Annotated in this window: 17 protein-coding genes; 12 read left to right on the top strand and 5 right to left on the bottom strand. The window is 61.4% G+C overall.

Features of this window, described 5'->3' with window-relative positions:
• Position 1: 1 nt before the first annotated feature.
• From M2400_RS08705 to M2400_RS08725, 5 genes are all read left to right on the top strand, one after another.
• Entirely contained in the window at positions 2-1,624 is a 1,623-nt protein-coding gene (locus tag M2400_RS08705) for a glycosyltransferase family 39 protein (RefSeq protein ID WP_177121078.1), read from the top strand.
• Between the two features lie 498 nt (positions 1,625-2,122).
• A complete protein-coding gene (locus M2400_RS08710) occupies positions 2,123-2,302 on the top strand; it encodes a type VI secretion system contractile sheath small subunit (RefSeq protein ID WP_256348133.1) in 180 nt (59 codons plus the stop codon).
• A 175-nt stretch (positions 2,303-2,477) separates the two neighbouring features.
• Positions 2,478-3,182, top strand: coding sequence for an HPP family protein (locus tag M2400_RS08715; protein ID WP_177044267.1), 705 nt, complete (start codon positions 2,478-2,480; stop codon positions 3,180-3,182).
• Between the two features lie 136 nt (positions 3,183-3,318).
• Complete coding sequence (locus tag M2400_RS08720) at positions 3,319-4,422, top strand: enoyl-CoA hydratase/isomerase family protein (RefSeq protein WP_177044266.1); 1,104 nt, start codon at positions 3,319-3,321, stop codon at positions 4,420-4,422.
• Positions 4,423-4,425: 3 nt separating this feature from the next.
• Entirely contained in the window at positions 4,426-5,577 is a 1,152-nt protein-coding gene (locus M2400_RS08725) for an acyl-CoA dehydrogenase family protein (protein WP_177044265.1), read from the top strand.
• A 61-nt stretch (positions 5,578-5,638) separates the two neighbouring features.
• Here M2400_RS08725 and M2400_RS08730 read toward each other — a convergent pair whose 3' ends face one another.
• Genes M2400_RS08730 through M2400_RS08750 form a run of 5 tightly spaced genes read right to left on the bottom strand, consistent with a single transcriptional unit; the run spans position 5,639 to position 11,194 of the window.
• Positions 5,639-6,412: an enoyl-CoA hydratase gene (locus M2400_RS08730; RefSeq protein WP_177121076.1), complete on the bottom strand. Its 774-nt coding sequence runs from the start codon at positions 6,410-6,412 to the stop codon at positions 5,639-5,641.
• A 9-nt stretch (positions 6,413-6,421) separates the two neighbouring features.
• Positions 6,422-7,549: an acyl-CoA dehydrogenase gene (locus tag M2400_RS08735; RefSeq protein ID WP_177044263.1), complete on the bottom strand. Its 1,128-nt coding sequence runs from the start codon at positions 7,547-7,549 to the stop codon at positions 6,422-6,424.
• Between the two features lie 9 nt (positions 7,550-7,558).
• Positions 7,559-8,743, bottom strand: a complete 1,185-nt coding sequence (locus M2400_RS08740; protein ID WP_177044262.1) for an acetyl-CoA C-acyltransferase — start codon at positions 8,741-8,743, stop codon at positions 7,559-7,561.
• Between the two features lie 11 nt (positions 8,744-8,754).
• A complete protein-coding gene (locus M2400_RS08745) occupies positions 8,755-9,522 on the bottom strand; it encodes an SDR family NAD(P)-dependent oxidoreductase (RefSeq protein WP_259195673.1) in 768 nt (255 codons plus the stop codon).
• A 22-nt stretch (positions 9,523-9,544) separates the two neighbouring features.
• Positions 9,545-11,194, bottom strand: coding sequence for an AMP-binding protein (locus tag M2400_RS08750; RefSeq protein ID WP_177077802.1), 1,650 nt, complete (start codon positions 11,192-11,194; stop codon positions 9,545-9,547).
• 1,239 nt (positions 11,195-12,433) lie between these two features.
• Between M2400_RS08750 and M2400_RS08755 the strand changes: the two genes are divergently transcribed.
• From M2400_RS08755 to nuoH, 7 genes are all read left to right on the top strand, one after another.
• Positions 12,434-12,847, top strand: a complete 414-nt coding sequence (locus M2400_RS08755) for an NADH-quinone oxidoreductase subunit A (protein WP_003219575.1) — start codon at positions 12,434-12,436, stop codon at positions 12,845-12,847.
• Positions 12,848-12,857: 10 nt separating this feature from the next.
• A complete protein-coding gene (locus tag M2400_RS08760) occupies positions 12,858-13,532 on the top strand; it encodes an NADH-quinone oxidoreductase subunit B family protein (RefSeq protein WP_003219572.1) in 675 nt (224 codons plus the stop codon).
• Between the two features lie 72 nt (positions 13,533-13,604).
• Complete coding sequence (gene nuoC / locus M2400_RS08765; RefSeq protein ID WP_177042661.1) at positions 13,605-15,389, top strand: NADH-quinone oxidoreductase subunit C/D; 1,785 nt, start codon at positions 13,605-13,607, stop codon at positions 15,387-15,389.
• A gap of 2 nt (positions 15,390-15,391) precedes the next feature.
• On the top strand, positions 15,392-15,889 hold the full coding sequence (gene nuoE, locus M2400_RS08770; protein WP_003174721.1) for an NADH-quinone oxidoreductase subunit NuoE: 498 nt from the start codon (positions 15,392-15,394) through the stop codon (positions 15,887-15,889).
• On the top strand, positions 15,886-17,241 hold the full coding sequence (gene nuoF, locus M2400_RS08775; RefSeq protein ID WP_177075795.1) for an NADH-quinone oxidoreductase subunit NuoF: 1,356 nt from the start codon (positions 15,886-15,888) through the stop codon (positions 17,239-17,241). Before nuoE ends, nuoF begins: the two co-directional genes overlap by 4 nt.
• Before the next feature lie 135 nt (positions 17,242-17,376).
• A complete protein-coding gene (gene nuoG, locus M2400_RS08780) occupies positions 17,377-20,091 on the top strand; it encodes an NADH-quinone oxidoreductase subunit NuoG (RefSeq protein WP_259195670.1) in 2,715 nt (904 codons plus the stop codon).
• Positions 20,088-21,095 carry an NADH-quinone oxidoreductase subunit NuoH gene (nuoH, locus tag M2400_RS08785; protein ID WP_003219563.1) on the top strand — a complete coding sequence of 336 codons (1,008 nt, stop codon included), beginning with the start codon at positions 20,088-20,090 and terminating at the stop codon, positions 21,093-21,095. Before nuoG ends, nuoH begins: the two co-directional genes overlap by 4 nt.
• Positions 21,096-21,103 lie beyond the last annotated feature (8 nt).

The raw sequence follows: 21,103 nt of genomic DNA on the forward strand, positions 1-21,103 counted from the left end.
CGTGGACAAAGCTCATCCGCCCCTGCTCAGCCCGACGATCCGCCGCCACTCATGGGTAATGGGGCTCCTGGCTCTGGTCCTGTTTGTCGCGGGCAACTGGAACCAGGCAATCATCGGCTTTGATTCGCGCTTCGTACTGTTCGCCCAGGAGATGCTGCGCCATGGGCCTGGGTTCTTCCCGACGACATACGGGCAACCGTATGCCGATTACCTGGCCACCTCGACGCTGATGACCTGGCTGCTGTCCCTGCCTCTCGGGCAGGTCACCAGCCTGACGGCCTGGCTGCCCACGGCCATCGCTTCGGCGCTGATCGTGGTGCTGGTGTACCGGCTGACGGCGCCCTACTCCCGGCGCTGGGCGCTGCTGAGCATCGCGGTGATGCTGCTCAGCAGTACCTTCATCAGCGAAACCCGCGCCGTGTCCCTCGACCAGATGCTGGCCGCCGTGGCCCTGGCAGTGTTTTACCTGGGGTATGCCCATGACCACTTCGGCGCCGGCAAACGCCTGCACTGGCTGTTTCTGCTGCTGATCCTGGGCTTCGCAATCCGCGGGCCGATCGGCCTGGTGATTCCCACCGGCATGCTCTGCAGTTATTACCTGATCAATCGCCAATGGCGGCAGCTGTTCAGTTTTGGCCTGTTGGCGCTGGCGTTGCTGGCCGCGTGTGTCGGCCTGCTGTTGCTGCTGGCCAAGCTCAGCGGTGGCGAAGTGTTCATGCAGGACGTGATCCGCATGCAGTTCCTCGGCCGTATGGACGGTACTGAAGGTTCCGGCAGCGTGCTGTATTACTTCACCAGTTCGCTGGGCAACTACGCCCCGGCATACCCGCTGGCCATACTGGCGCTGATTGCGATTGCCGCAGGCGGCCGCGAAGACAAGGGTCCGGCGCTGAAACTGGTGCTGTACTGCCTCGCCGCGGGCCTGATCGTGATGATCGGCCTGTCGGTGCCCCAGGCGAAAAAGGCTCGCTATGTGCTGCCGATGCTGCCGATGGCGGCGATCATCGCCGCGTATCCGTTCCAGGCCTCACGCGGGCGGCTGTTCGCCGGGCTGCGCTGGCTGATGCTGGTGCTTTGGACGGCAGTTCCCGGGCTGCTGATCGCAGGCTTGTTCGTGGCGCGTCATCGCTTCCCGGAGCAGATCGGCAGCCTCAATCCGGTGTTCGGCATCCTGATAGCGTTCCAGGCCTTGGCACTGGTGTTTCTGTTCAAGCCGCGCCTTCGCTACCTGGGCCCCGCTTTCGGTGCGGTGCTGGCTGTGTGGCTGACGTATATCGTGATGGTCGAGCCCCTGACGCGTCGTTTGTATGACACCCGCACCTTTACCCTTCAGGCCCAGGCGCTGATCCAGCAGGAACGCGCGCCGTTGGTGCTGCACGCGCTGGGCAAGGACGCGAAAGCCATCAAGTTCGTGGTCAACCTCGATTGCGACCGGGTGCCGCTGTTTACCCAACTGCCCGCCGAGTTGACACCGATTCAGGCGCCGGCCTGGCTGATCATGAGCCAGGCGGACTTTGAAGGGTTGACTGATCCCCGGTTTCGCTCACTGGTGCCGGTACTGACCGGGCAGTTCGACAAGAACCCGTATGTGCTGCTGCACTTGGTTAAACTCCCTCAGCCTTGATAACTGGCGGTAGGATAAGCGGGCAATCCGCTTGTCCTGCCGCCAGACGCATAAGTAGCTTCGGACCACTGTGCATGTAAGAAACTTCTTTGCCCAACAACTTCTGCAACTTTCTAGATAGTAACTATCGAGAAAAATCCTACGCATCTATACGTAACCAGCGATGCAACTCCCCTTCCCGCTCAAAGTCCCCAACTGTAGACTCGCCAGCCAAGTGAGTTAATTAGTTACTACCTTCCAGGTATTTCCAGTATCGCCAAACGCTCGCCCCAGGGCCTTCATGACAATATTGAAAGAAACAAAAAAACGCCCGTTATAGACAGAGCTGCAATAACAATAAATAAGTTTAAACAGCATTTAACCTGCCGTTTATTTCATCTAGAGGAATGCTCCGTGTCCGATCAACCATTGCCCGACCCCTCTGTTGCGACAGGTTTGCCACCCACAGACCAGACAGCGCCTGCACAGGTCAATGTCGGCTACGTCGCCATTCCCAAACTGGATCGGCTGATGGAACTGCGCGATGCGCTGGTGGTGCTCAAGGGGCCGCTGGCCAACAATCCATCATTGAGGGAGAACGTACAGAACCTGCTGATCAACGAGGAAACCAATGACCGGGTGCTGGGCAAGATCAGTAGCCCCCTGCAACGCCCAACCGGGTTGATACCCTTTGGCTGAGACCGGTTAACTGCAAAAATACTGCATTTGACCTGCATTAATATGCATTGGCGGCAACCTTGCTCGATGGGCACACTGCGCAGGTTCCTCCCCCAAATGCAGGAACTTTTTTGAAGGGCTTTTCCGGGAAACCAGACAAGCCTTTTTTTTCGCCCGTTTTATGGATCTCCCGTTAATGCTTGCTCGCTGGTTACCCGCTGCCGTCAATACCCGCCCCGCCGAATGGAGCCGCGCCGCCGTCGGCATGGCCCTGGGCACGCTGTTCAGTGTCTGGGTGTGTGCCCAAGTATTCGGCATGGAGGTGGCGTTGCACCTCATCGGCCCGCTCGGAGCATCGGCCGTGTTGCTGTTTGCCGTGTCATCGGGCGCGTTGGCGCAACCCTGGTCGATCATCGGCAGCTACTTGTGTGCCGCCATTGTTGCCTTGCTGGTGGCCCGGGTGCTGGGACGTACCCTGGGCAGCGCGTGCCTGGCCGCCGGGATGACCGTGATCCTGATCTGCTGGCTACGTTGCCTGCACCCGCCTGCGGGTGGGCTGGCCATGAGCCTGGTGCTGGCGGACCCCGCCTCCATCGCCCTGGGCTGGCAGGAAGTGGCCGCGGTCATGCTGGGCGCCGCCGCCCTGCTCGCGTGCGCCCTGGCGTACAACAACGCGACACGCACGCGTTACCCCAAAGGCGCCAGCGAAGCTGCCGCGCCGAACTTTATGGCAACGGTCACCGACACCCCCGGCATCAGCGCCGAAGACCTCAAGCAGGCATTGGCCGAGCGCGAGCAGTTCGTGGATGTGACCCCACAGGAGCTGGAAGAGCTGATCCAGGCCAGCGAGCGGTATGCCCGGCGGCGTGCAATCGGGGCGGTTTTCCAACGCCAGGGGTGATGCCGTCCCTCATGCAAAAATGCAAAAACGACCTGCAGGATTCCGACTTGTACTTGGCAAATTTGCACTGGTACGATCGCGAGATGGTTCGCCCGCGAACATCTTGATAAAGAACAATAAAAGCAGGGAGTTAGAGATGACTGCTCAGGTTTCATCCGAGGCAAGCAGCGCCGGGATCGTGCATGACGAGGTCCTGGCTGAAGTCCGCAACCACATAGGTCACCTGACCCTCAATCGCCCCGCCGGCCTGAATGCCATTACCCTGGACATGGTCCGCAGCCTCAGCCGGCATTTGCAGGCTTGGGCAAACGACCCCCAGGTGCACGCCGTGGTGTTGCGCGGTGCCGGGGAAAAAGCCTTCTGCGCTGGCGGCGACATTCGTTCGTTGTACGACAGCTTCAAGAGCGGCGACACCCTCCATGAAGACTTCTTCGTCGAGGAATACGCCCTCGACCTCGCCATTCACCACTACCGCAAGCCAGTCCTGGCGTTGATGGACGGCTTTGTCCTCGGTGGCGGCATGGGCCTGGTGCAAGGCGCCGACCTGCGAGTGGTCACCGAACGCAGCCGCCTGGCGATGCCGGAAGTGGCCATCGGCTATTTCCCTGACGTGGGCGGCAGCTACTTCCTGCCGCGTATTCCCGGCGAACTGGGGATCTACCTCGGTGTGACCGGCGTGCAGATCCGGGCGGCCGACGCCCTGTATTGCGGGCTTGCCGACTGGTACCTCGACAGCGCCAAGCTGAGCGAGCTCGATCAGCGCCTGGACCGCCTGAAATGGCACGATTCACCCCTCAAGGACCTGCAAGGCCTGCTGGCCGGCCTGGCCGTGCAGCAATTGCCCGATGCGCCACTGGCCGCACTTCGCCCGGCTATCGATCACTTCTTTGCCTTGCCGGACGTACCGAGCATCGTCGAGCAGTTGCAGCAAGTCACCGTCGCCGACAGCCATGACTGGGCATTGACCACCGCCAGCCTGATGCAAACCCGCTCGCCCCTGGCCATGGCCGTCACCCTGCAGATGCTGCGCCGTGGCCGTCATCTGCACCTGGAGCAGTGCTTCGCCCTGGAATTGCACCTGGACCGCCAATGGTTCGCCCGGGGCGACCTGATTGAAGGCGTGCGCGCCCTGCTGATCGACAAGGACAAAACCCCTCGCTGGAACCCTCCGACCCTCCAGGCGTTGGAGGCTGATCATGTCGAGAGCTTCTTCCGCGACTTCGATAAGAACGAGAACTAAGTCATGCAAGATATTGAATTTACTGAAGAACAGGTAATGATTCGCGACATGGCTCGGGACTTTGCCCGTGGCGAAATTGCGCCTCACGCCCAGGCGTGGGAAAAGGCCGGCTGGATTGACGATGCCCTGGTGGCCAAGATGGGCGAGCTGGGGTTGCTGGGCATGGTGGTCCCCGAGGAATGGGGCGGCACTTACGTCGACTACGTGGCCTACGCACTGGCGGTAGAAGAGATTTCTGCCGGTGACGGCGCCACCGGCGCCCTGATGAGTATCCATAATTCAGTGGGTTGCGGGCCAATCCTCAACTACGGCTCACAGGAGCAGAAGGAAACCTGGCTGGCCGAACTGGCCAGCGGCCAGGCCATCGGCTGCTTCTGCCTCACCGAGCCCCAGGCCGGTTCAGAAGCCCACAACCTGCGTACCCGCGCCGAACTGCGGGACGGCCAGTGGGTCATCAACGGCGCCAAGCAATTTGTCAGCAACGGCAAGCGCGCCAAACTGGCGATCGTGTTTGCAGTGACCGACCCGGACCTGGGCAAGAAAGGCATCTCGGCATTCCTCGTGCCCACCAGCACCCCGGGCTTCGTGGTCGACCGTACCGAACACAAGATGGGCATTCGTGCCTCCGACACCTGCGCCGTCACGCTCAACCAATGCACCGTGCCTGAAGCCAACCTGCTGGGCGAACGCGGCAAAGGCCTGGCCATCGCCCTGTCCAACCTTGAAGGCGGGCGCATCGGGATTGCCGCCCAGGCCCTGGGGATCGCCCGGGCCGCCTTTGAAGCGGCACTGGCCTATGCCCGTGACCGGGTGCAGTTCGACAAGGCGATCATTGAGCACCAGAGCGTGGCCAACCTGCTGGCCGATATGCAAACCCGCCTCAACGCTGCGCGCTTGTTGATCCTGCATGCCGCCCGCTTGCGCAGTGCCGGCAAGCCGTGCCTGTCGGAAGCGTCCCAGGCCAAGCTGTTTGCCTCGGAAATGGCCGAGAAGGTGTGCTCGTCCGCGATGCAGATTCATGGGGGTTATGGCTATCTGGAGGATTACCCGGTGGAGCGTTACTACCGGGATGCGCGGATTACCCAGATCTACGAAGGCACCAGCGAGATCCAGCGGATGGTGATTGCTAGAGAATTGAAGAACTATCAGCTGTAACTAGCTGACTTTACTAAAAAATATGGGAGCTTATTAGCTCCCATATTTTTGATCTGCCTTTTTACTTGTCCTTGAACTCCGGCGTGCGCTTGGCCACAAACGCCGCCATCCCTTCCTTCTGGTCCAGCGTGGCAAATGCCGCGTGGAACACCCGGCGCTCAAAGCGCACACCTTCAGACAGGCTCACTTCAAACGCGCGGTTGACGCTTTCCTTGACCATCATGCTGATGGGCACCGACTTGCTGGCGATCAGGGTCGCGACTTTCAGCGCTTCATCCAGCAGCTCATCCGCCGGCACGATCCGCGCGACAATCCCGCTACGCTCGGCTTCCACCGCGTCGATAAACCGCCCGGTCAGGCACATTTCCATGGCCTTGGCCTTGCCCACGGCGCGGGTCAGGCGCTGGGTGCCGCCCATGCCCGGCAGCACGCCGAGGTTGATTTCCGGCTGGCCGAACTTGGCGTTGTCACCGGCCAGGATAAAGTCGCACATCAACGCCAGCTCACACCCGCCCCCCAGGGCAAAACCGTTAACGGCAGCGATGATCGGCTTGCGGCGGTTGGCCACGCGGTCGCTGTCGCTGAACAGGTCATCGAGATAGATCTGCGGATAGGTCAGTTCGGCCATTTCCTTGATGTCGGCGCCGGCGGCAAAGGCTTTTTTCGAGCCGGTAAGCACGATGCAGCCGATTTCCGGGTTGGCTTCCAGGCTGTCCAGCGCCTGGTTCAGCTCGCTGACCAACTGTGCGTTGAGGGCGTTCAGCGCCTGTGGGCGATTGAGGGTGATCAGCCCGACACGGCCCTGGACGTCCAGCAAAATGGTTTCGTAACTCATAGATGCTCCTCAGAGATTGCGTGAAATGACCATGCGTTGAATATCGCTGGTGCCTTCGTAAATCTGGCAGACCCGCACATCGCGGTAGATCCGCTCCAGGGGAAAGTCGCTCAGGTAACCGTAACCGCCGAGGGTTTGCAATGCTTGCGAGCAGACCTTTTCGGCCATTTCCGAAGCAAACAGCTTGGCCATGGATGCTTCCACCAGCGCCGGCTGGCCGCTGTCACGCAGGGCGGCGGCGTAATGCACCATCTGCCGGGCGACCGCGATTTGCGTCGCCATGTCCGCCAGGCGGAACGCCACGGCCTGGTGCTCGATGATCGGCTTGCCAAAGCTTTCCCGCTCGCGGGCGTAATCCCGCGCAGCCTCGAACGCCGCCCGCGCCATGCCCACTGCCTGGGAGGCAATACCGACGCGTCCGCCTTCAAGGTTGGCCAGGGCGATCCGGTAGCCTTCGCCCTCCTCGCCCAAGCGATTGGCCACCGGCACCTTCACGTCCTCAAACAGGATCTGGCAGGTGTCGGAAGCGTGCTGGCCGAGTTTGTCCTCGACCCGTGCCACGCTGTAGCCCGGCGAATCGGTAGGCACGATAAACGCACTGATGCCCCGTTTGCCGGCGGCCGGATCGGTGACGGCGAACACAATCACGACCCCGGCGTTTTGCCCGGAGGTGATGAACTGTTTGCAGCCATTCAATACATAGTGATCGCCTTCCAGCCGGGCGCGGGTTTTCAGGCTGCTGGCGTCGGAACCGGCCTGGGGCTCGGTCAAGGCAAACGCGCCGAGCATCGCACCGCTGGCCAGGGGCTTGAGGAATTGCTCTTTCTGCTGGTCAGTGCCGAACTTGAGGATCGGCACGCAGCCCACGGAGTTGTGCACGCTCATGATGGTCGAGCAGGCGCCATCGCCGGCGGCGATTTCTTCCAGGGTCATGGCGTAGGCCAGGTAGCCGGTGTCGCAGCCACCCCATTGTTCCGGAACCAGCATGCCGAAAAAGCCCAGCTCGGCCATTTCACCGATGGCTTCCTTGGGAAACCGGTGTTCGCGGTCCCACTCGGCGGCGAAGGGCTTGAGCCGCTCCTGGGCAAATTGCCGGGCGGCTTCGCGGATCTGCAGTTGTTCGTCATTCGGGAGCATAGGTGTTCCTTAATACAGGCATTCAACGGCCATGGCCGTGGCTTCACCGCCGCCGATGCAGATCGCCGCAACACCGCGCTTGAGGCCTTTCTGGCGCAGGGCCGAGAGCAGGGTCACCAGGATCCGCGCACCGGACGCACCGATCGGATGGCCCAGGGCGCAGGCACCACCGTGGATATTGACCTTGCTGTGGGGAATCTCCAGCTTGCTCATGGTCACCAGGCTGACCACGGCGAAGGCTTCGTTGATTTCAAACAGGTCGACCTCATCGAGGTTCCAGCCGGTCTTGGTCATCAGTTTGCGGATCGCACCCACCGGTGCCACCGGGAACAGGCCTGGCTCGTCGGCAAAGGCTGCGTGGCCGTGGATCACCGCCAGCGGCTTGAGCCCGCGTTTGTGGGCTTCGGATTCACGCATCAGCAGCAACGCCGCCGCACCGTCGGAAATCGAGCTGGAGTTGGCCGCCGTCACGGTGCCGCCTTCGCGGAAGGCCGGCTTCAAGGTAGCGATCTTGTCCAGCTTGGCCTTGGGCGGCTGTTCGTCGTGGGTGATGGTTTTCTGTTCCTTGCCCACGGTGACCTGCACCGGGACGATTTCGGCAATGAAGTTGCCGTCGGTGATCGCCTGTTGCGCGCGGGTCAGGGACGCAATGGCGAACGCGTCCTGGGCCTCGCGGGAAAAACCGTTGTGCTCGGCGCAGTCCTCGGCAAAGGTGCCCATCAGGCGGCCCTTGTCGTAGGCGTCTTCGAGGCCGTCGAGGAACATGTGGTCGAGCACCCGGCCGTGGCCCATGCGGTAGCCGCTGCGAGCGCGGTCCAGCAGGTACGGGGCGTTGGACATGCTCTCCATGCCACCGGCGATCACCACCTCCACACTGCCCGCCAGCAGCGAGTCATGGGCCAGGATGGTGGCCTCCATGCCGGAGCCGCACATCTTGTTGAGGGTGGTGCAGCGGGTGGATTTATCCAGGCCTGCGCCCAGTGCCGCCTGGCGTGCAGGCGCCTGGCCGAGACCGGCCGGCAGTACGCAACCGAACAGCACTTCGTCCACCGCATCGGTGGCGATACCGGCACGTTCGACCGCAGCACGTATCGCCGCCGCACCCAGTTGCGGGGCAGTCAGGCCCTTGAGGTCGCCCTGGAACCCGCCCATGGGCGTACGTACTGCGCTGACAATAACGATTGGATCAGTCATGAAAAATCTCCTTATTTGGCCGCCATGCGCAAGGCACCGTCGAGACGGATCACCTCGCCGTTGAGCATGCTGTTTTCAATGATATGCCGCACCAGCGCGGCGTACTCGCCCGGCTTGCCCAGGCGCGGCGGGAATGGCACGCCGGCGGCCAGGGACTCGCGCACTTCTGGCGTCATGCCGGCCATCATCGGTGTTTCGAAAATGCCGGGGGCGATGGTCATCACCCGAATCCCGTAGCGCGCCAGCTCACGGGCGGCGGGCAAGGTCAGGCTGGCGATCGCGCCCTTGGAGGCGGCATAGGCTGCCTGGCCAATCTGGCCGTCAAAGGCCGCCACCGAAGCGGTGTTGATGATCACACCGCGCTCGCCGTCGGCATTTGCCTCGGTTTCAGCGATGGCCGCTGCGGCCAGGCGCAGCAGGTTGAAGCTGCCGATCAGGTTGACGTTGATCACCTGGGCGAAGTTGGCCAATACGTGCGGGCCATTTTTGCCGAGGATCTTCTCGCCACGGACCACGCCGGCGCAGTTGACCAACCCATGCAAACCACCAAAGGCGGCCACGGTGGCCTGCACGGCCGCTTCGGCGGCGGCTTCCTGGCTGATGTCCGCGACGACGCTGCGGGCCTGCCCGCCGAGCTTCTGCGCCTGGGCGGCGACCGCGTCGGCGTTCAAATCCACCAGCATCACCTTGGCACCGGCCGCCACCAGCATCTCGGCCGTCGCCGCGCCGAGGCCGGAAGCGCCACCGCTGACCAGAAAAACCTTGTTCTCAATCTGCATCACTGTTTCCTTGAAAAGGGGGTCACGCCGTGGCCGCCTGGGCCTTGGCAATTTCCTGATTACGCAAAATGAAGCGTTGCAGCTTGCCGCTCGGGGTCTTGGGCAGCTCGCTGACAAATTCGATTTCCCGTGGGTACGCGTGGGCGGCCAGACGCTTGCGCACGTGCTGGCGCAGCTCTTCGGCCAGGGCCGGCTCGGCGCGGTATTGCTCGCTGAGCACCACAAAGGCTTTGACGATCTCGGTGCGCTCCGGGCATGGCTTGCCCACCACCGCGGCTTCCACGACTGCGGGGTGCTCGATCAACGCGCTTTCCACGTCGAACGGGCCTACACGGTAGCCGGAGGTGGTGATCACATCGTCGCTGCGCCCGACAAAGCTGATGCTGCCGTCGGGGTTCAGCTCCACCGTATCGCCGCTGAGGTAGTACTTGCCGACAAAGGCCTTGGTCTTGACCCCGTCGTAGCCGGCGAACCAGCACATCGGCGATTGCTCGCGGTCGATGGCGAGGATGCCCGGCTGGCCGGCCGGCAGTTCCTGATGGTTGTCGTCCAGCACCACGATGCGGTGGCCCGGCGAGGCAAAGCCGGCGGAACCGACGTGCACCGGGTGCTCCAGGCCGTGATGGTTGCACAGCACCATGCCCAGCTCGGTCTGGCCATAGTGGTCGTGTATGGTCACGCCGAGGTTGTCGGCGAACCAGCGGATCACTTCCGGGTTCAATGGCTCGCCGGCGCTGCTGACAATGCGCAGCTTGCCCTTGATCGACTTGGCGAACTGCTCGCCGCCGGCAATCAGCAGGCGGTAGGCCGTCGGGGAACCGGTGAGGTTGGTGATCCCGTATTTATTGATGACGCGGCAGGTGCTTTCGAGGGTGAACGGGCCATCGTAGAAGGTGATCGGGTGGCCCATGGACAACGGCCCGGTGACGCCGAAATAGATGCCGTAGGCCCAGCCTGGGTCGGCGACGTTCCAGAATGCGTCTTCGGGGCGCAGGTCCACGGCGTCGCGGGTGTAGCTCTGGAACGCGACGATGGCCTTGAGCGGTACGGCCAGGGCTTTGGAGGGGCCGGTGGTGCCGGAGGTGAACATCAGCAGGAATGGATCTTCGGCGCCCAGCAGCACCGGCTCGCAGGCGTTGGAATAGTTGGGCAGTTCGGCCCAGAAGCTGAAATCGCCGCGCACGATGCCTTCGCCCTGAGGGCCGGCGACGGTGACGATGGTTGGGCAGTCGGCTACTTCCATGAGCTTGGGGCGGTTTACTGCGTCGGTCACCACCAGTGCGGCGCCTGAGCTGGTCAGGCGGTGTTCGATGGCCTTGGGGCCGAAGGCGGTGAACAGCGGCTGATAGACCGCGCCGATGCGCCAGGTGGCGAAGACGACAACCAGTAACTCGGCGGTACGTGGCAGCAGGCCGGCGACCTTGTCACCGGGCTTTACGCCCTGGGCCAGGAGGAAGTTGGCGAAGCGGGCGGCCTGGTCTTGCAATTGGGTGAAGGTGGAGGTGGCGCTGCGGCCGTCCTTGCCCTCCCAGAACAGCGCGATGCGGCCGGGTAATGCGTGGCGGTCGCAACATTCGACACAGGCGTTGAGTGCCTGCAGGTTGCCCGACAGGGCGGCGTCGACGGTGTGTTGGTAGTTGAATTGGGTGGTGGCAGCCGAGTAATCACGCATCGCTTCAAATCCCTGTGTGTTTTTTTGTTTTCAGGATGGGTACGTAGACCGGTGAAATAGTCGCTCTAGAGGGCTGGGCGGGCAATGGTCAAAGCTTTCAACTTGGGTGACTGGTTTGGCCAAGGTTTTTTTGTGGGCGTGGGTGGGTGGGTGTACATATCCGTTGTTTTTGTAACGGCCGATATGGGTTCCGCTCTTACAGCGGCTCACTTTTGAAGAGCGCAAAAGTAAGCAAAACGCTCTTGCCCCACCACTCGGCACCTCGCCTAGGCTCGGTGTGCCCGAACGCAGGCAGCACGAAGCGGGCCGCCTAAGATCAAGATCAAAAGCAGATCAACAGCAAAAGCACAGCGGCCTACAGGCCGGCTTGAGTGTGGTGAAGCAAAGGCAACATCAAAATCTAAAACGACCACGGTCCACTGTAGGAGCTGGCTTGCCGGCGATGGCATCGCCTCGGTGTATCTGAAAGACCGAGTTGTCCGCATCGCCGGCAAGCCAGCTCCTACAGAAAAGCGGCTTTTGCCTTTGCTTCTACCACTCAGGTCGGCTTTCAGGCCGCCGTGCTCTTGATCTGCTTTTGATCTTGATCTGCGGGCCCCGTTAACCACGATGGCCGCAAGTAGGCACGGTGGAGCGGCCCGCGGAAACGGGCCTTCGTTCCGGCATGCCGAGCCTAAGCGAGGCACCGAGTGGTGGGGCAAAGACCTTTTGGTTACTTTTGGCTGGGCCGGCATTCCGGGCGTTTGCCAAAAGTGACCCGCTGTAAGAGCGGAACCATAAGCAGCCGTTACCGCAGCAACGGATATGTACACCCCCCACCCCCATTTTCGATCAAAACATTGATTCAGAGCGGTACCCCCACCTACAAAACCAGTTAAAAGATCCGCTTTACCAACTAGCATCACCCACACAAGTAACAGCAACTTCCCCCGTTAAACCCCGAACAGCTGTTTAAAACCCACGCAAACAATATTCATTATCATTTAGAGCATGAAAACTTCTTTACAGCTTAAACAAAACATAATTGGTGAAATGCCCGCTAATGCCCGCCCTACAAGGCCTACAGCCCCAAGAAGGTGCACTATGCCCTTATTCCATCGAATAATTTCGCTATAGGAATTTTACTTGCCCGGTGTTTAGCCATAAAATCACCGCGATTGATTGCGCTGCGACATATCGTCACTGCATCGTTACTTTTTCGAGCTCAGAGACCTTTGCTCTCTGTTAAGGATTTCCAGCATGACCGAAGCGACAGGACTCATGGCCCACAACTGGGGCTTTGCCATTTTCCTCCTCGGTGTCGTCGGCCTCTGCGCCTTCATGCTCGGCGTCTCCAGCCTCCTCGGGTCAAAAGCCTGGGGCCGCAGCAAAAACGAACCGTTCGAGTCCGGCATGCTACCTACAGGTGGCGCCCGCTTGCGGCTCTCAGCCAAATTCTATCTGGTCGCGATGCTCTTCGTGATCTTCGACATCGAAGCCCTTTTTCTCTTTGCCTGGTCTGTGTCCGTCCGCGAAAGCGGCTGGACCGGATTTGTCGAAGCCCTCGTTTTCATAGCAATTCTGTTGGCAGGCCTTGTCTACCTATTTCGAGTGGGCGCCCTTGACTGGGCTCCGGAAGCTCGTCGCAAGCGGCAAGCGAAGCTGAAACAATGAGGCTTTGGCGATGCAATACAATCTCACCAGGATCGACCCGGATGCTCCTAACGAGCAGTACCCCATCGGCGAACGGGAAACCGTTTCCGATCCGTTAGAAGACCAAGTCCACAAAAACATCTACATGGGCAAGCTGGAAGACGTGCTGAGTGGCGCGGTCAACTGGGGGCGTAAAAACTCCCTGTGGCCGTACAACTTCGGTCTTTCGTGCTGCTACGTGGAAATGACCACCGCCTTCACGGCGCCCCACGACATCGCGCGCTTTGGCGCCGAAGTTATCCGGGCCTCGCCGCGTCAGGCGGATTTCATGGTTATCGCCGGTACCTGCTTTATCAAGATGGCGCCGATCATTCAGCGTCTCTACGAGCAAATGCTCGAGCCAAAGTGGGTTATCTCCATGGGTTCGTGCGCCAACTCCGGTGGCATGTACGACATCTACTCCGTAGTTCAGGGGGTGGACAAGTTCCTGCCCGTGGACGTCTACGTGCCTGGCTGCCCGCCCCGCCCTGAAGCATTTCTGCAAGGCTTGATGCTGCTGCAGGAATCGATTGGCAAGGAGCGTCGCCCACTTTCCTGGGTTGTCGGAGATCAAGGCGTATACCGCGCCGAGATGCCGTCACAAAAGGAACAGCGCCGCGAACAGCGTATTCAGGTAACCAACCTGCGCAGCCCCGACGAAGTCTGATCCAGAACCGCTTCTTTTATAGAACGAAAACCTGGCTTCATTCTTTACGTTGACCGAAAGCGATAAAAAACCATGACTACAGGCAGTGCTCTGTACATCCCGCCTTATAAGGCAGACGACCAGGATGTGGTCGTCGAACTCAATAACCGTTTTGGCCCTGACGCCTTCACCGCCCAGGCCACACGCACCGGCATGCCGGTGCTGTGGGTGGCGCGTGCCAGGCTCGTCGAAGTCCTGAGCTTCCTGCGCAACCTGCCCAAGCCGTACGTCATGCTCTATGACCTGCATGGCGTGGACGAGCGCCTGCGCACCAAGCGCCAGGGACTGCCGAGCGGCGCCGACTTCACCGTGTTCTACCACCTGATGTCGCTGGAACGTAACAGCGACGTGATGATCAAGGTGGCCCTCTCCGAGAGCGACCTGAGCGTTCCGACCGTGACCGGTATCTGGCCAAACGCCAACTGGTACGAGCGTGAAGTGTGGGACATGTTCGGCATCGATTTCCCGGGCCACCCGCACCTGACGCGCATCATGATGCCGCCAACGTGGGAAGGTCACCCGCTGCGCAAGGACTTCCCTGCCCGCGCCACCGAATTCGATCCATTCAGCCTGACCCTCGCCAAGCAACAGCTTGAAGAAGAGGCTGCGCGCTTCCGTCCGGAAGACTGGGGCATGAAACGCTCCGGCACCAACGAGGACTACATGTTCCTCAACCTGGGCCCGAACCACCCTTCGGCTCACGGTGCCTTCCGTATCATCCTGCAGCTGGACGGCGAAGAAATCGTCGACTGCGTACCGGACATCGGCTACCACCACCGTGGTGCCGAGAAGATGGCCGAACGTCAGTCGTGGCACAGCTTCATCCCGTACACCGACCGTATCGACTACCTCGGCGGTGTGATGAACAACCTGCCGTACGTGCTCTCGGTCGAGAAGCTGGCCGGTATCAAAGTGCCGGACAAGGTCGACACCATCCGCATCATGATGGCCGAGTTCTTCCGGATCACCAGCCACCTGCTGTTCCTGGGTACCTATATCCAGGACGTCGGCGCCATGACCCCGGTGTTCTTTACCTTCACCGACCGTCAGCGCGCCTACAAGGTCATCGAAGCCATCACCGGCTTCCGCCTGCACCCGGCCTGGTACCGCATCGGCGGTGTGGCGCACGACCTGCCGCGTGGCTGGGAACGCCTGGTCAAGGAATTCATCGACTGGATGCCAAAGCGTCTGGACGAGTACCAGAAAGCCGCCCTGGACAACAGCATCCTCAAGGGCCGGACCATCGGCGTCGCCCAGTACAACACCAAAGAGGCCCTGGAATGGGGCGTCACCGGTGCTGGCCTGCGCTCCACCGGCTGCGATTTCGACCTGCGTAAAGCACGCCCGTACTCCGGCTACGAGAACTTCGAATTCGAAGTCCCGCTGGCGGCGAACGGCGATGCCTACGACCGCTGCATCGTGCGCGTCGAAGAAATGCGCCAGAGCCTGAAGATCATCGAACAGTGCATGCGCAACATGCCGGAAGGCCCGTACAAGGCGGATCACCCGCTGACCACGCCGCCGCCGAAAGAGCGCACGCTGCAACACATCGAAACCCTGATCACGCACTTCCTGCAAGTTTCGTGGGGCCCGGTCATGCCGGCCAACGAATCCTTCCAGATGATCGAAGCGACCAAGGGTATCAACAGTTATTACCTGACGAGCGATGGCGGCACCATGAGCTACCGCACCCGGATTCGTACTCCAAGCTTCCCGCACCTGCAACAGATCCCTTCGGTGATCAAAGGTGAAATGGTCGCGGACTTGATTGCGTACCTGGGTAGTATCGATTTCGTTATGGCCGACGTGGACCGCTAAGCATGAATAGCACGCTTATCCAGACAGACCGTTTCACCTTGAGTGAAACCGAGCGCTCGGCCATCGAGCACGAGCTGCATCACTACGAAGACCCGCGCGCGGCGTCGATCGAAGCCTTGAAGATCGTCCAGAAGGAACGTGGCTGGGTGCCCGACGGCGCCCTCTACGCCATCGGCGAGATCCTGGGCATCCCTGCCAGCGACGTTGAAGGCGTGGCGACGTTCTACAGCCAGATCTTCCGCCAGCCGGTTGGCCGCCACATCATTCGCGTATGCGACAGCATGGTCTGCTACATCGGTGGCCACGAGTCCGTGGTCAGCGAGATCCAGAACAAGCTGGGCATCGGCCTTGGCCAAACTACTCCGGACGGCCGCTTCACGCTGCTGCCGGTGTGCTGCCTGGGCAACTGTGACAAGGCGCCGGCGTTGATGATCGACGACGACACATTCGGCGACGTGCAGCCTGCTGGCGTCACCCAATTGCTCGAGGGCTACCCATGACCCTGACTTCCTTCGGTCCTGCCAACCGCATCAAGCGGTCGGCCGAGACTCACCCGCTGACCTGGCGCCTGCGTGACGACGGCGAGCCTGTATGGCTTGACGAGTACCAGGCCAAGAACGGTTACGCGGCCGCGCGCAAAGCCTTTGCCGACATGGCCCAGGACGACATCGTCCAGACCGTCAAGGACGCAGGCCTCAAAGGCCGCGGCGGTGCAGGCTTCCCCACTGGCGTTAAGTGGGGCCTGATGCCGAAAGACGAATCCATCAACATCCGCTACCTGCTGTGCAACGCGGATGAAATGGAGCCGAACACCTGGAAAGACCGCATGCTGATGGAGCAACTGCCCCATCTGCTGATCGAAGGCATGCTGATCAGTGCCCGCGCGCTGAAAACCTACCGTGGCTACATCTTCCTGCGTGGCGAATACACCACCGCCGCCAAGCACCTGAACCGTGCCGTGGAAGAAGCCAAGGCAGCAGGCCTGCTGGGCAAGAATATCCTCGGTTCGGGCTTTGACTTCGAGCTGTTCGTGCACACCGGCGCCGGGCGTTATATCTGCGGTGAAGAAACCGCACTGATCAACTCCCTCGAAGGCCGCCGCGCCAACCCGCGTTCCAAGCCACCCTTCCCCGCCGCCGTTGGCGTGTGGGGCAAGCCGACGTGCGTGAACAACGTTGAAACCCTGTGCAACGTGCCGGCGATCATCGGCGACGGCGTGGAGTGGTACAAATCGTTGGCTCGCGAAGGCAGCGAAGACATGGGCACCAAGCTCATGGGCTTCTCCGGCAAGGTCAAGAACCCGGGCCTGTGGGAACTGCCTTTCGGCGTGACCGCACGCGAACTGTTCGAGGACTACGCCGGCGGCATGCGCGACGGTTACACCCTCAAGGCCTGGCAGCCAGGCGGCGCCGGTACCGGCTTCCTGCTGCCTGAGCACCTGGACGCACAAATGTACGCCGGCGGCATCGGCAAGGTGGGCACCCGTATGGGTACCGGCCTGGCCATGGCCGTGGACAACACCGTGAACATGGTGTCGTTGCTGCGCAACATGGAGCAGTTCTTCTCCCGCGAATCCTGTGGTTTCTGCACCCCGTGCCGCGATGGTTTGCCATGGAGCGTCAAGCTCTTGATGGCCATCGAGAAAGGCGAAGGCCAGCCCGGCGATATCGAGACCCTGCTGGGTCTGGTCGGCTTCCTCGGCCCAGGCAAGACCTTCTGTGCTCACGCACCGGGCGCCGTGGAGCCATTGGGCAGCGCGATCAAATACTTCCGCTCGGAGTTCGAAGCCGGCATCGCGCCCAAAAGCGCCGCCGTCCCGCCTCTGGCAAGGCCGATTGTAGTCGGCGCGTAACGCTTAAAAAGGCGAAGGGTCAGTGCCCTTCGCTTTCTCATGTGCTGACGCCTTCAAGGCTGTGTTGATGCACATGAATAACAAGATTCCATTAGCCACGCCCGCTGACACCGGGCCAACGAAGAACTTTGAACCATGGCCACTATCCACGTAGACGGCAAAGAGCTCGAAGTCGATGGGGCAGACAACCTGTTACAGGCGTGTCTGTCGCTAGGCCTCGACATTCCATATTTCTGCTGGCACCCCGCCCTTGGCAGCGTTGGCGCTTGCCGCCAGTGCGCGGTCAAGCAGTACACCGACGAGAACGACACCCGTGGTCGTATCGTGATGTCCTGCATGACCCCTGCCACCGACGGCAGCTGGATCTCCATCGAAGACGAAGAAGCGAAAGTGTTTCGCGCCAGCGTCGTCGAATGGCTGATGACCAACCACCCGCACGACTGCCCAGTGTGTGAGGAAGGCGGCCACTGCCACCTGCAAGACATGACCGTGATGACCGGCCACAACGAGCGCCGGTATCGCTTCACCAAGCGCACCCACCAGAACCAGCAACTGGGCCCGTTCATTTCCCACGAGATGAACCGCTGCATCGCTTGCTACCGCTGCGTGCGCTTCTATAAGGATTACGCCGGCGGCACCGACCTCGGCGTGTTCGGCGCCCACGACAACGTGTACTTCGGTCGCGTTGAAGACGGCACCCTCGAAAGCGAGTTCTCGGGCAACCTCACCGAGGTCTGCCCGACCGGTGTGTTCACCGACAAGACTCACTCCGAGCGCTACAACCGTAAGTGGGACATGCAGTTCTCGCCGAGCATCTGCCATGGCTGCTCCAGCGGTTGCAACATCTCCCCGGGCGAGCGCTACGGCGAACTGCGTCGCATCGAAAACCGCTTCAACGGTTCGGTCAACCAGTACTTCCTGTGCGACCGTGGCCGTTTCGGCTACGGCTACGTCAACCGCGAAGACCGCCCGCGTCAGCCACTGCTGGCCGACGGCGCCAAGCTGAGCCTCGACGAAGCGCTGGATAAAGCCGCCGACCTGCTGCGCGGTCGCAACATCGTCGGTATCGGTTCGCCCCGCGCCAGCCTCGAAAGCAACTACGCGTTGCGCGAGCTGGTGGGTGCCGAGCACTTCTACTCGGGTATCGAAGCCGGTGAACTGGAGCGTATCCGCCTGGTACTGCAAGTTCTGAACGACAGCCCGCTGCCGGTTCCGAACATGCGCGACATCGAAGACCACGACGCGATCTTCGTCCTCGGCGAAGACCTGACCCAAACAGCTGCCCGCGTGGCCCTGTCCCTGCGCCAGTCGGTGAAAGGCAAGGCCGAAGACATGGCCGACGCCATGCGCGTCCAGCCATGGCTCGACGCTGCGGTGAAAAACATCGGCCAGCACGCGCTGAACCCACTGTTCATTGCATCCCTGGCTGAAACCAAGCTCGACGACATCGCCGAAGAATGCGTACACGCCGCGCCCGACGACCTGGCCCGCCTCGGTTTCGCCGTGGCCCACGCCCTCGACGCCAGCGCACCTGCCGTTGAAGGCCTGGACGCTGAAGCCGTTGAACTGGCCAAACGCATCGCCGACGCCCTGCTGGCCGCCAAGCGCCCATTGATCATTGCCGGTACCTCGTTGGGTTCCAAGGCGCTGATCGAAGCCGCTGCCAACATCGCCAAGGCCTTGAAGCTGCGCGAGAAGAACGGTTCCATCAGCCTGATCGTGCCGGAAGCCAACAGCCTCGGCCTGGCCATGCTCGGTGGCGAGTCCCTGGACGCGGCGTTGCAAGCCGTGACCGACGGCAGCGCCGATGCCATCGTGGTACTGGAAAACGACCTGTACACCCGCACTGATTCGGCCAAGGTCGACGCAGCGCTGAACGCGGCCAAAGTGCTGATCGTTGCCGATCACCAGAAAACCGCCACCAGCGACCGCGCCCACCTGGTACTGCCAGCCGCCAGCTTTGCTGAAGGCGACGGCACTCTGGTCAGCCAGGAAGGCCGCGCCCAGCGCTTCTTCCAGGTGTTCGATCCGAAGTACATGGACGCCAGCATCCTGGTTCACGAAGGCTGGCGCTGGCTGCATGCCCTGCGCGCTACCCTGCTGAACCAGCCGATCGACTGGACCCAACTCGACCACGTGACCGCTGCCGCAGCCGCCGCTGCACCGCAACTGGCCCGTATCGTCGACGCTGCACCGTCCGCCGCGTTCCGCATCAAGGGCATGAAACTGGCCCGTGAACCGCTGCGTTACTCCGGGCGTACCGCCATGCGGGCTGACATCAGCGTGCATGAACCACGTACGCCGCAAGACAACGACACCGCGTTCGCCTTCTCCATGGAAGGTTACTCGGGTTCGGTCGAGCCGCGTCAGCAGGTGCCTTTCGCCTGGTCGCCGGGCTGGAACTCGCCGCAAGCCTGGAACAAGTTCCAGGACGAAGTCGGTGGTCACATCCGTGCTGGCGACCCGGGCACCCGCCTGATCGAAAGCACCGGTGACTCGCTGAACTGGTTCGCCAGCGTTCCGCGTCCGTTCAACCCGGCCCAGGGTACCTGGCAGGTTGTGCCGTTCTTCCACCTGTTCGGCAGTGAAGAAACCTCTTCCAAAGCCGCACCGGTACAAGAGCGCATTCCGGCCGCCTACGTGTCCGTAGCCAAGTCCGAAGCCGACCGCCTGGGCGTCAACGACGGTGCCCTGCTCAGCTTGAACGTTGCCGGCAAGACCCTGCGTCTGCCGCTGCGCATCAACGAAGAGTTGGGTGCTGGCCTGGTTGCATTGCCAAAAGGCCTCGCGGGGATTCCTCCGGCGATCTTTGGTCTTACCGTTGACGGTCTGCAGGAGGCAGCTCAATGACCTGGTTCACCCCTGAAGTGATCGACGTGATCATCGCGGTGGTCAAGGCCATCGTGATCCTGTTGGCCGTGGTCGTGGCGGGCGCCTTGCTCAGCTTCGTCGAACGTCGCCTGCTGGGCTGGTGGCAGGACCGTTACGGTCCGAACCGCGTTGGCCCGTTTGGTATGTTCCAGATCGCCGCCGACATGCTGAAAATGTTCTTCAAGGAAGACTGGACTCCGCCGTTTGCCGACAAGGTGATCTTCACCCTGGCACCGGTCGTGGCCATGAGCGCCTTGCTGATTGCCTTCGCAATCATCCCGATCACCCCGACCTGGGGCGTGGCGGACCTGAACATCGGCTTGCTGTTCTTCTTCGCCATGGCCGGCTTGTCGGTCTACGCGGTGCTGTTCGCCGGTTGGTCGAGCAACAACAAGTTCGCCCTGCTGGGCAGCTTGCGGGCCTCGGCCCAGACCGTGTCCTACGAAGTGTTCATGGGCCTCGCGCTGATGGGCATCGTGGTGCAGGTGGGCTCGTTCAACATGCGCGACATCGTCGAGTACCAGGCGCAGAACCTGTGGTTCATCATTCCGCAGTTCTTCGGCTTCTGTACCTTCTTCATTGCTGGCGTCGCCGTGACTCACCGTCACCCGTTCGACCAGCCGGAAGCGGAACAGGAACTGGCCGACGGTTACCACATTGAATACGCCGGCATGAAGTGGGGCATGTTCTTCGTGGGTGAGTACATCGGCATCATCTTGATCTCGGCCCTGCTGGTCACGCTGTTCTTCGGCGGCTGGCACGGTCCGTTCGGCATCCTGCCGCAGTTGGCGTTCTTCTGGTTCTTCCTGAAGACCGCGTTCTTCATCATGTTGTTCATCCTGCTGCGCGCTTCCATCCCGCGTCCACGGTATGACCAGGTGATGGATTTCAGCTGGCGTTTCTGCCTGCCGCTGACCCTGATCAATTTGCTGGTGACTGCTGCCGTTGTGTTGTTGAACACGCCAGCGGGCGCGGTTCAGTGAGGATTTGA

This window comes from Pseudomonas sp. BIGb0558 (genome assembly GCF_024807515.1).
GTDB lineage: Bacteria > Pseudomonadota > Gammaproteobacteria > Pseudomonadales > Pseudomonadaceae > Aquipseudomonas > Aquipseudomonas yamanorum_A.

Excerpts from the sequence above, each read along its gene's own strand:
- M2400_RS08715 (WP_177044267.1), top strand. The coding sequence starts at position 2,478 with ATGCTTGCTCGCTGGTTACCCGCTGCCGTCAATACCCGCCCCGCCGAA.
- M2400_RS08720 (WP_177044266.1), top strand. The coding sequence starts at position 3,319 with ATGACTGCTCAGGTTTCATCCGAGGCAAGCAGCGCCGGGATCGTGCAT.
- M2400_RS08725 (WP_177044265.1), top strand. The coding sequence starts at position 4,426 with ATGCAAGATATTGAATTTACTGAAGAACAGGTAATGATTCGCGACATG.
- M2400_RS08730 (WP_177121076.1), bottom strand. The coding sequence starts at position 6,412 with ATGAGTTACGAAACCATTTTGCTGGACGTCCAGGGCCGTGTCGGGCTG.
- M2400_RS08735 (WP_177044263.1), bottom strand. The coding sequence starts at position 7,549 with ATGCTCCCGAATGACGAACAACTGCAGATCCGCGAAGCCGCCCGGCAA.
- M2400_RS08740 (WP_177044262.1), bottom strand. The coding sequence starts at position 8,743 with ATGACTGATCCAATCGTTATTGTCAGCGCAGTACGTACGCCCATGGGC.
- M2400_RS08745 (WP_259195673.1), bottom strand. The coding sequence starts at position 9,522 with ATGCAGATTGAGAACAAGGTTTTTCTGGTCAGCGGTGGCGCTTCCGGC.
- M2400_RS08750 (WP_177077802.1), bottom strand. The coding sequence starts at position 11,194 with ATGCGTGATTACTCGGCTGCCACCACCCAATTCAACTACCAACACACC.
- M2400_RS08755 (WP_003219575.1), top strand. The coding sequence starts at position 12,434 with ATGACCGAAGCGACAGGACTCATGGCCCACAACTGGGGCTTTGCCATT.
- M2400_RS08760 (WP_003219572.1), top strand. The coding sequence starts at position 12,858 with ATGCAATACAATCTCACCAGGATCGACCCGGATGCTCCTAACGAGCAG.
- nuoC (WP_177042661.1), top strand. The coding sequence starts at position 13,605 with ATGACTACAGGCAGTGCTCTGTACATCCCGCCTTATAAGGCAGACGAC.
- nuoE (WP_003174721.1), top strand. The coding sequence starts at position 15,392 with ATGAATAGCACGCTTATCCAGACAGACCGTTTCACCTTGAGTGAAACC.
- nuoF (WP_177075795.1), top strand. The coding sequence starts at position 15,886 with ATGACCCTGACTTCCTTCGGTCCTGCCAACCGCATCAAGCGGTCGGCC.
- nuoG (WP_259195670.1), top strand. The coding sequence starts at position 17,377 with ATGGCCACTATCCACGTAGACGGCAAAGAGCTCGAAGTCGATGGGGCA.
- nuoH (WP_003219563.1), top strand. The coding sequence starts at position 20,088 with ATGACCTGGTTCACCCCTGAAGTGATCGACGTGATCATCGCGGTGGTC.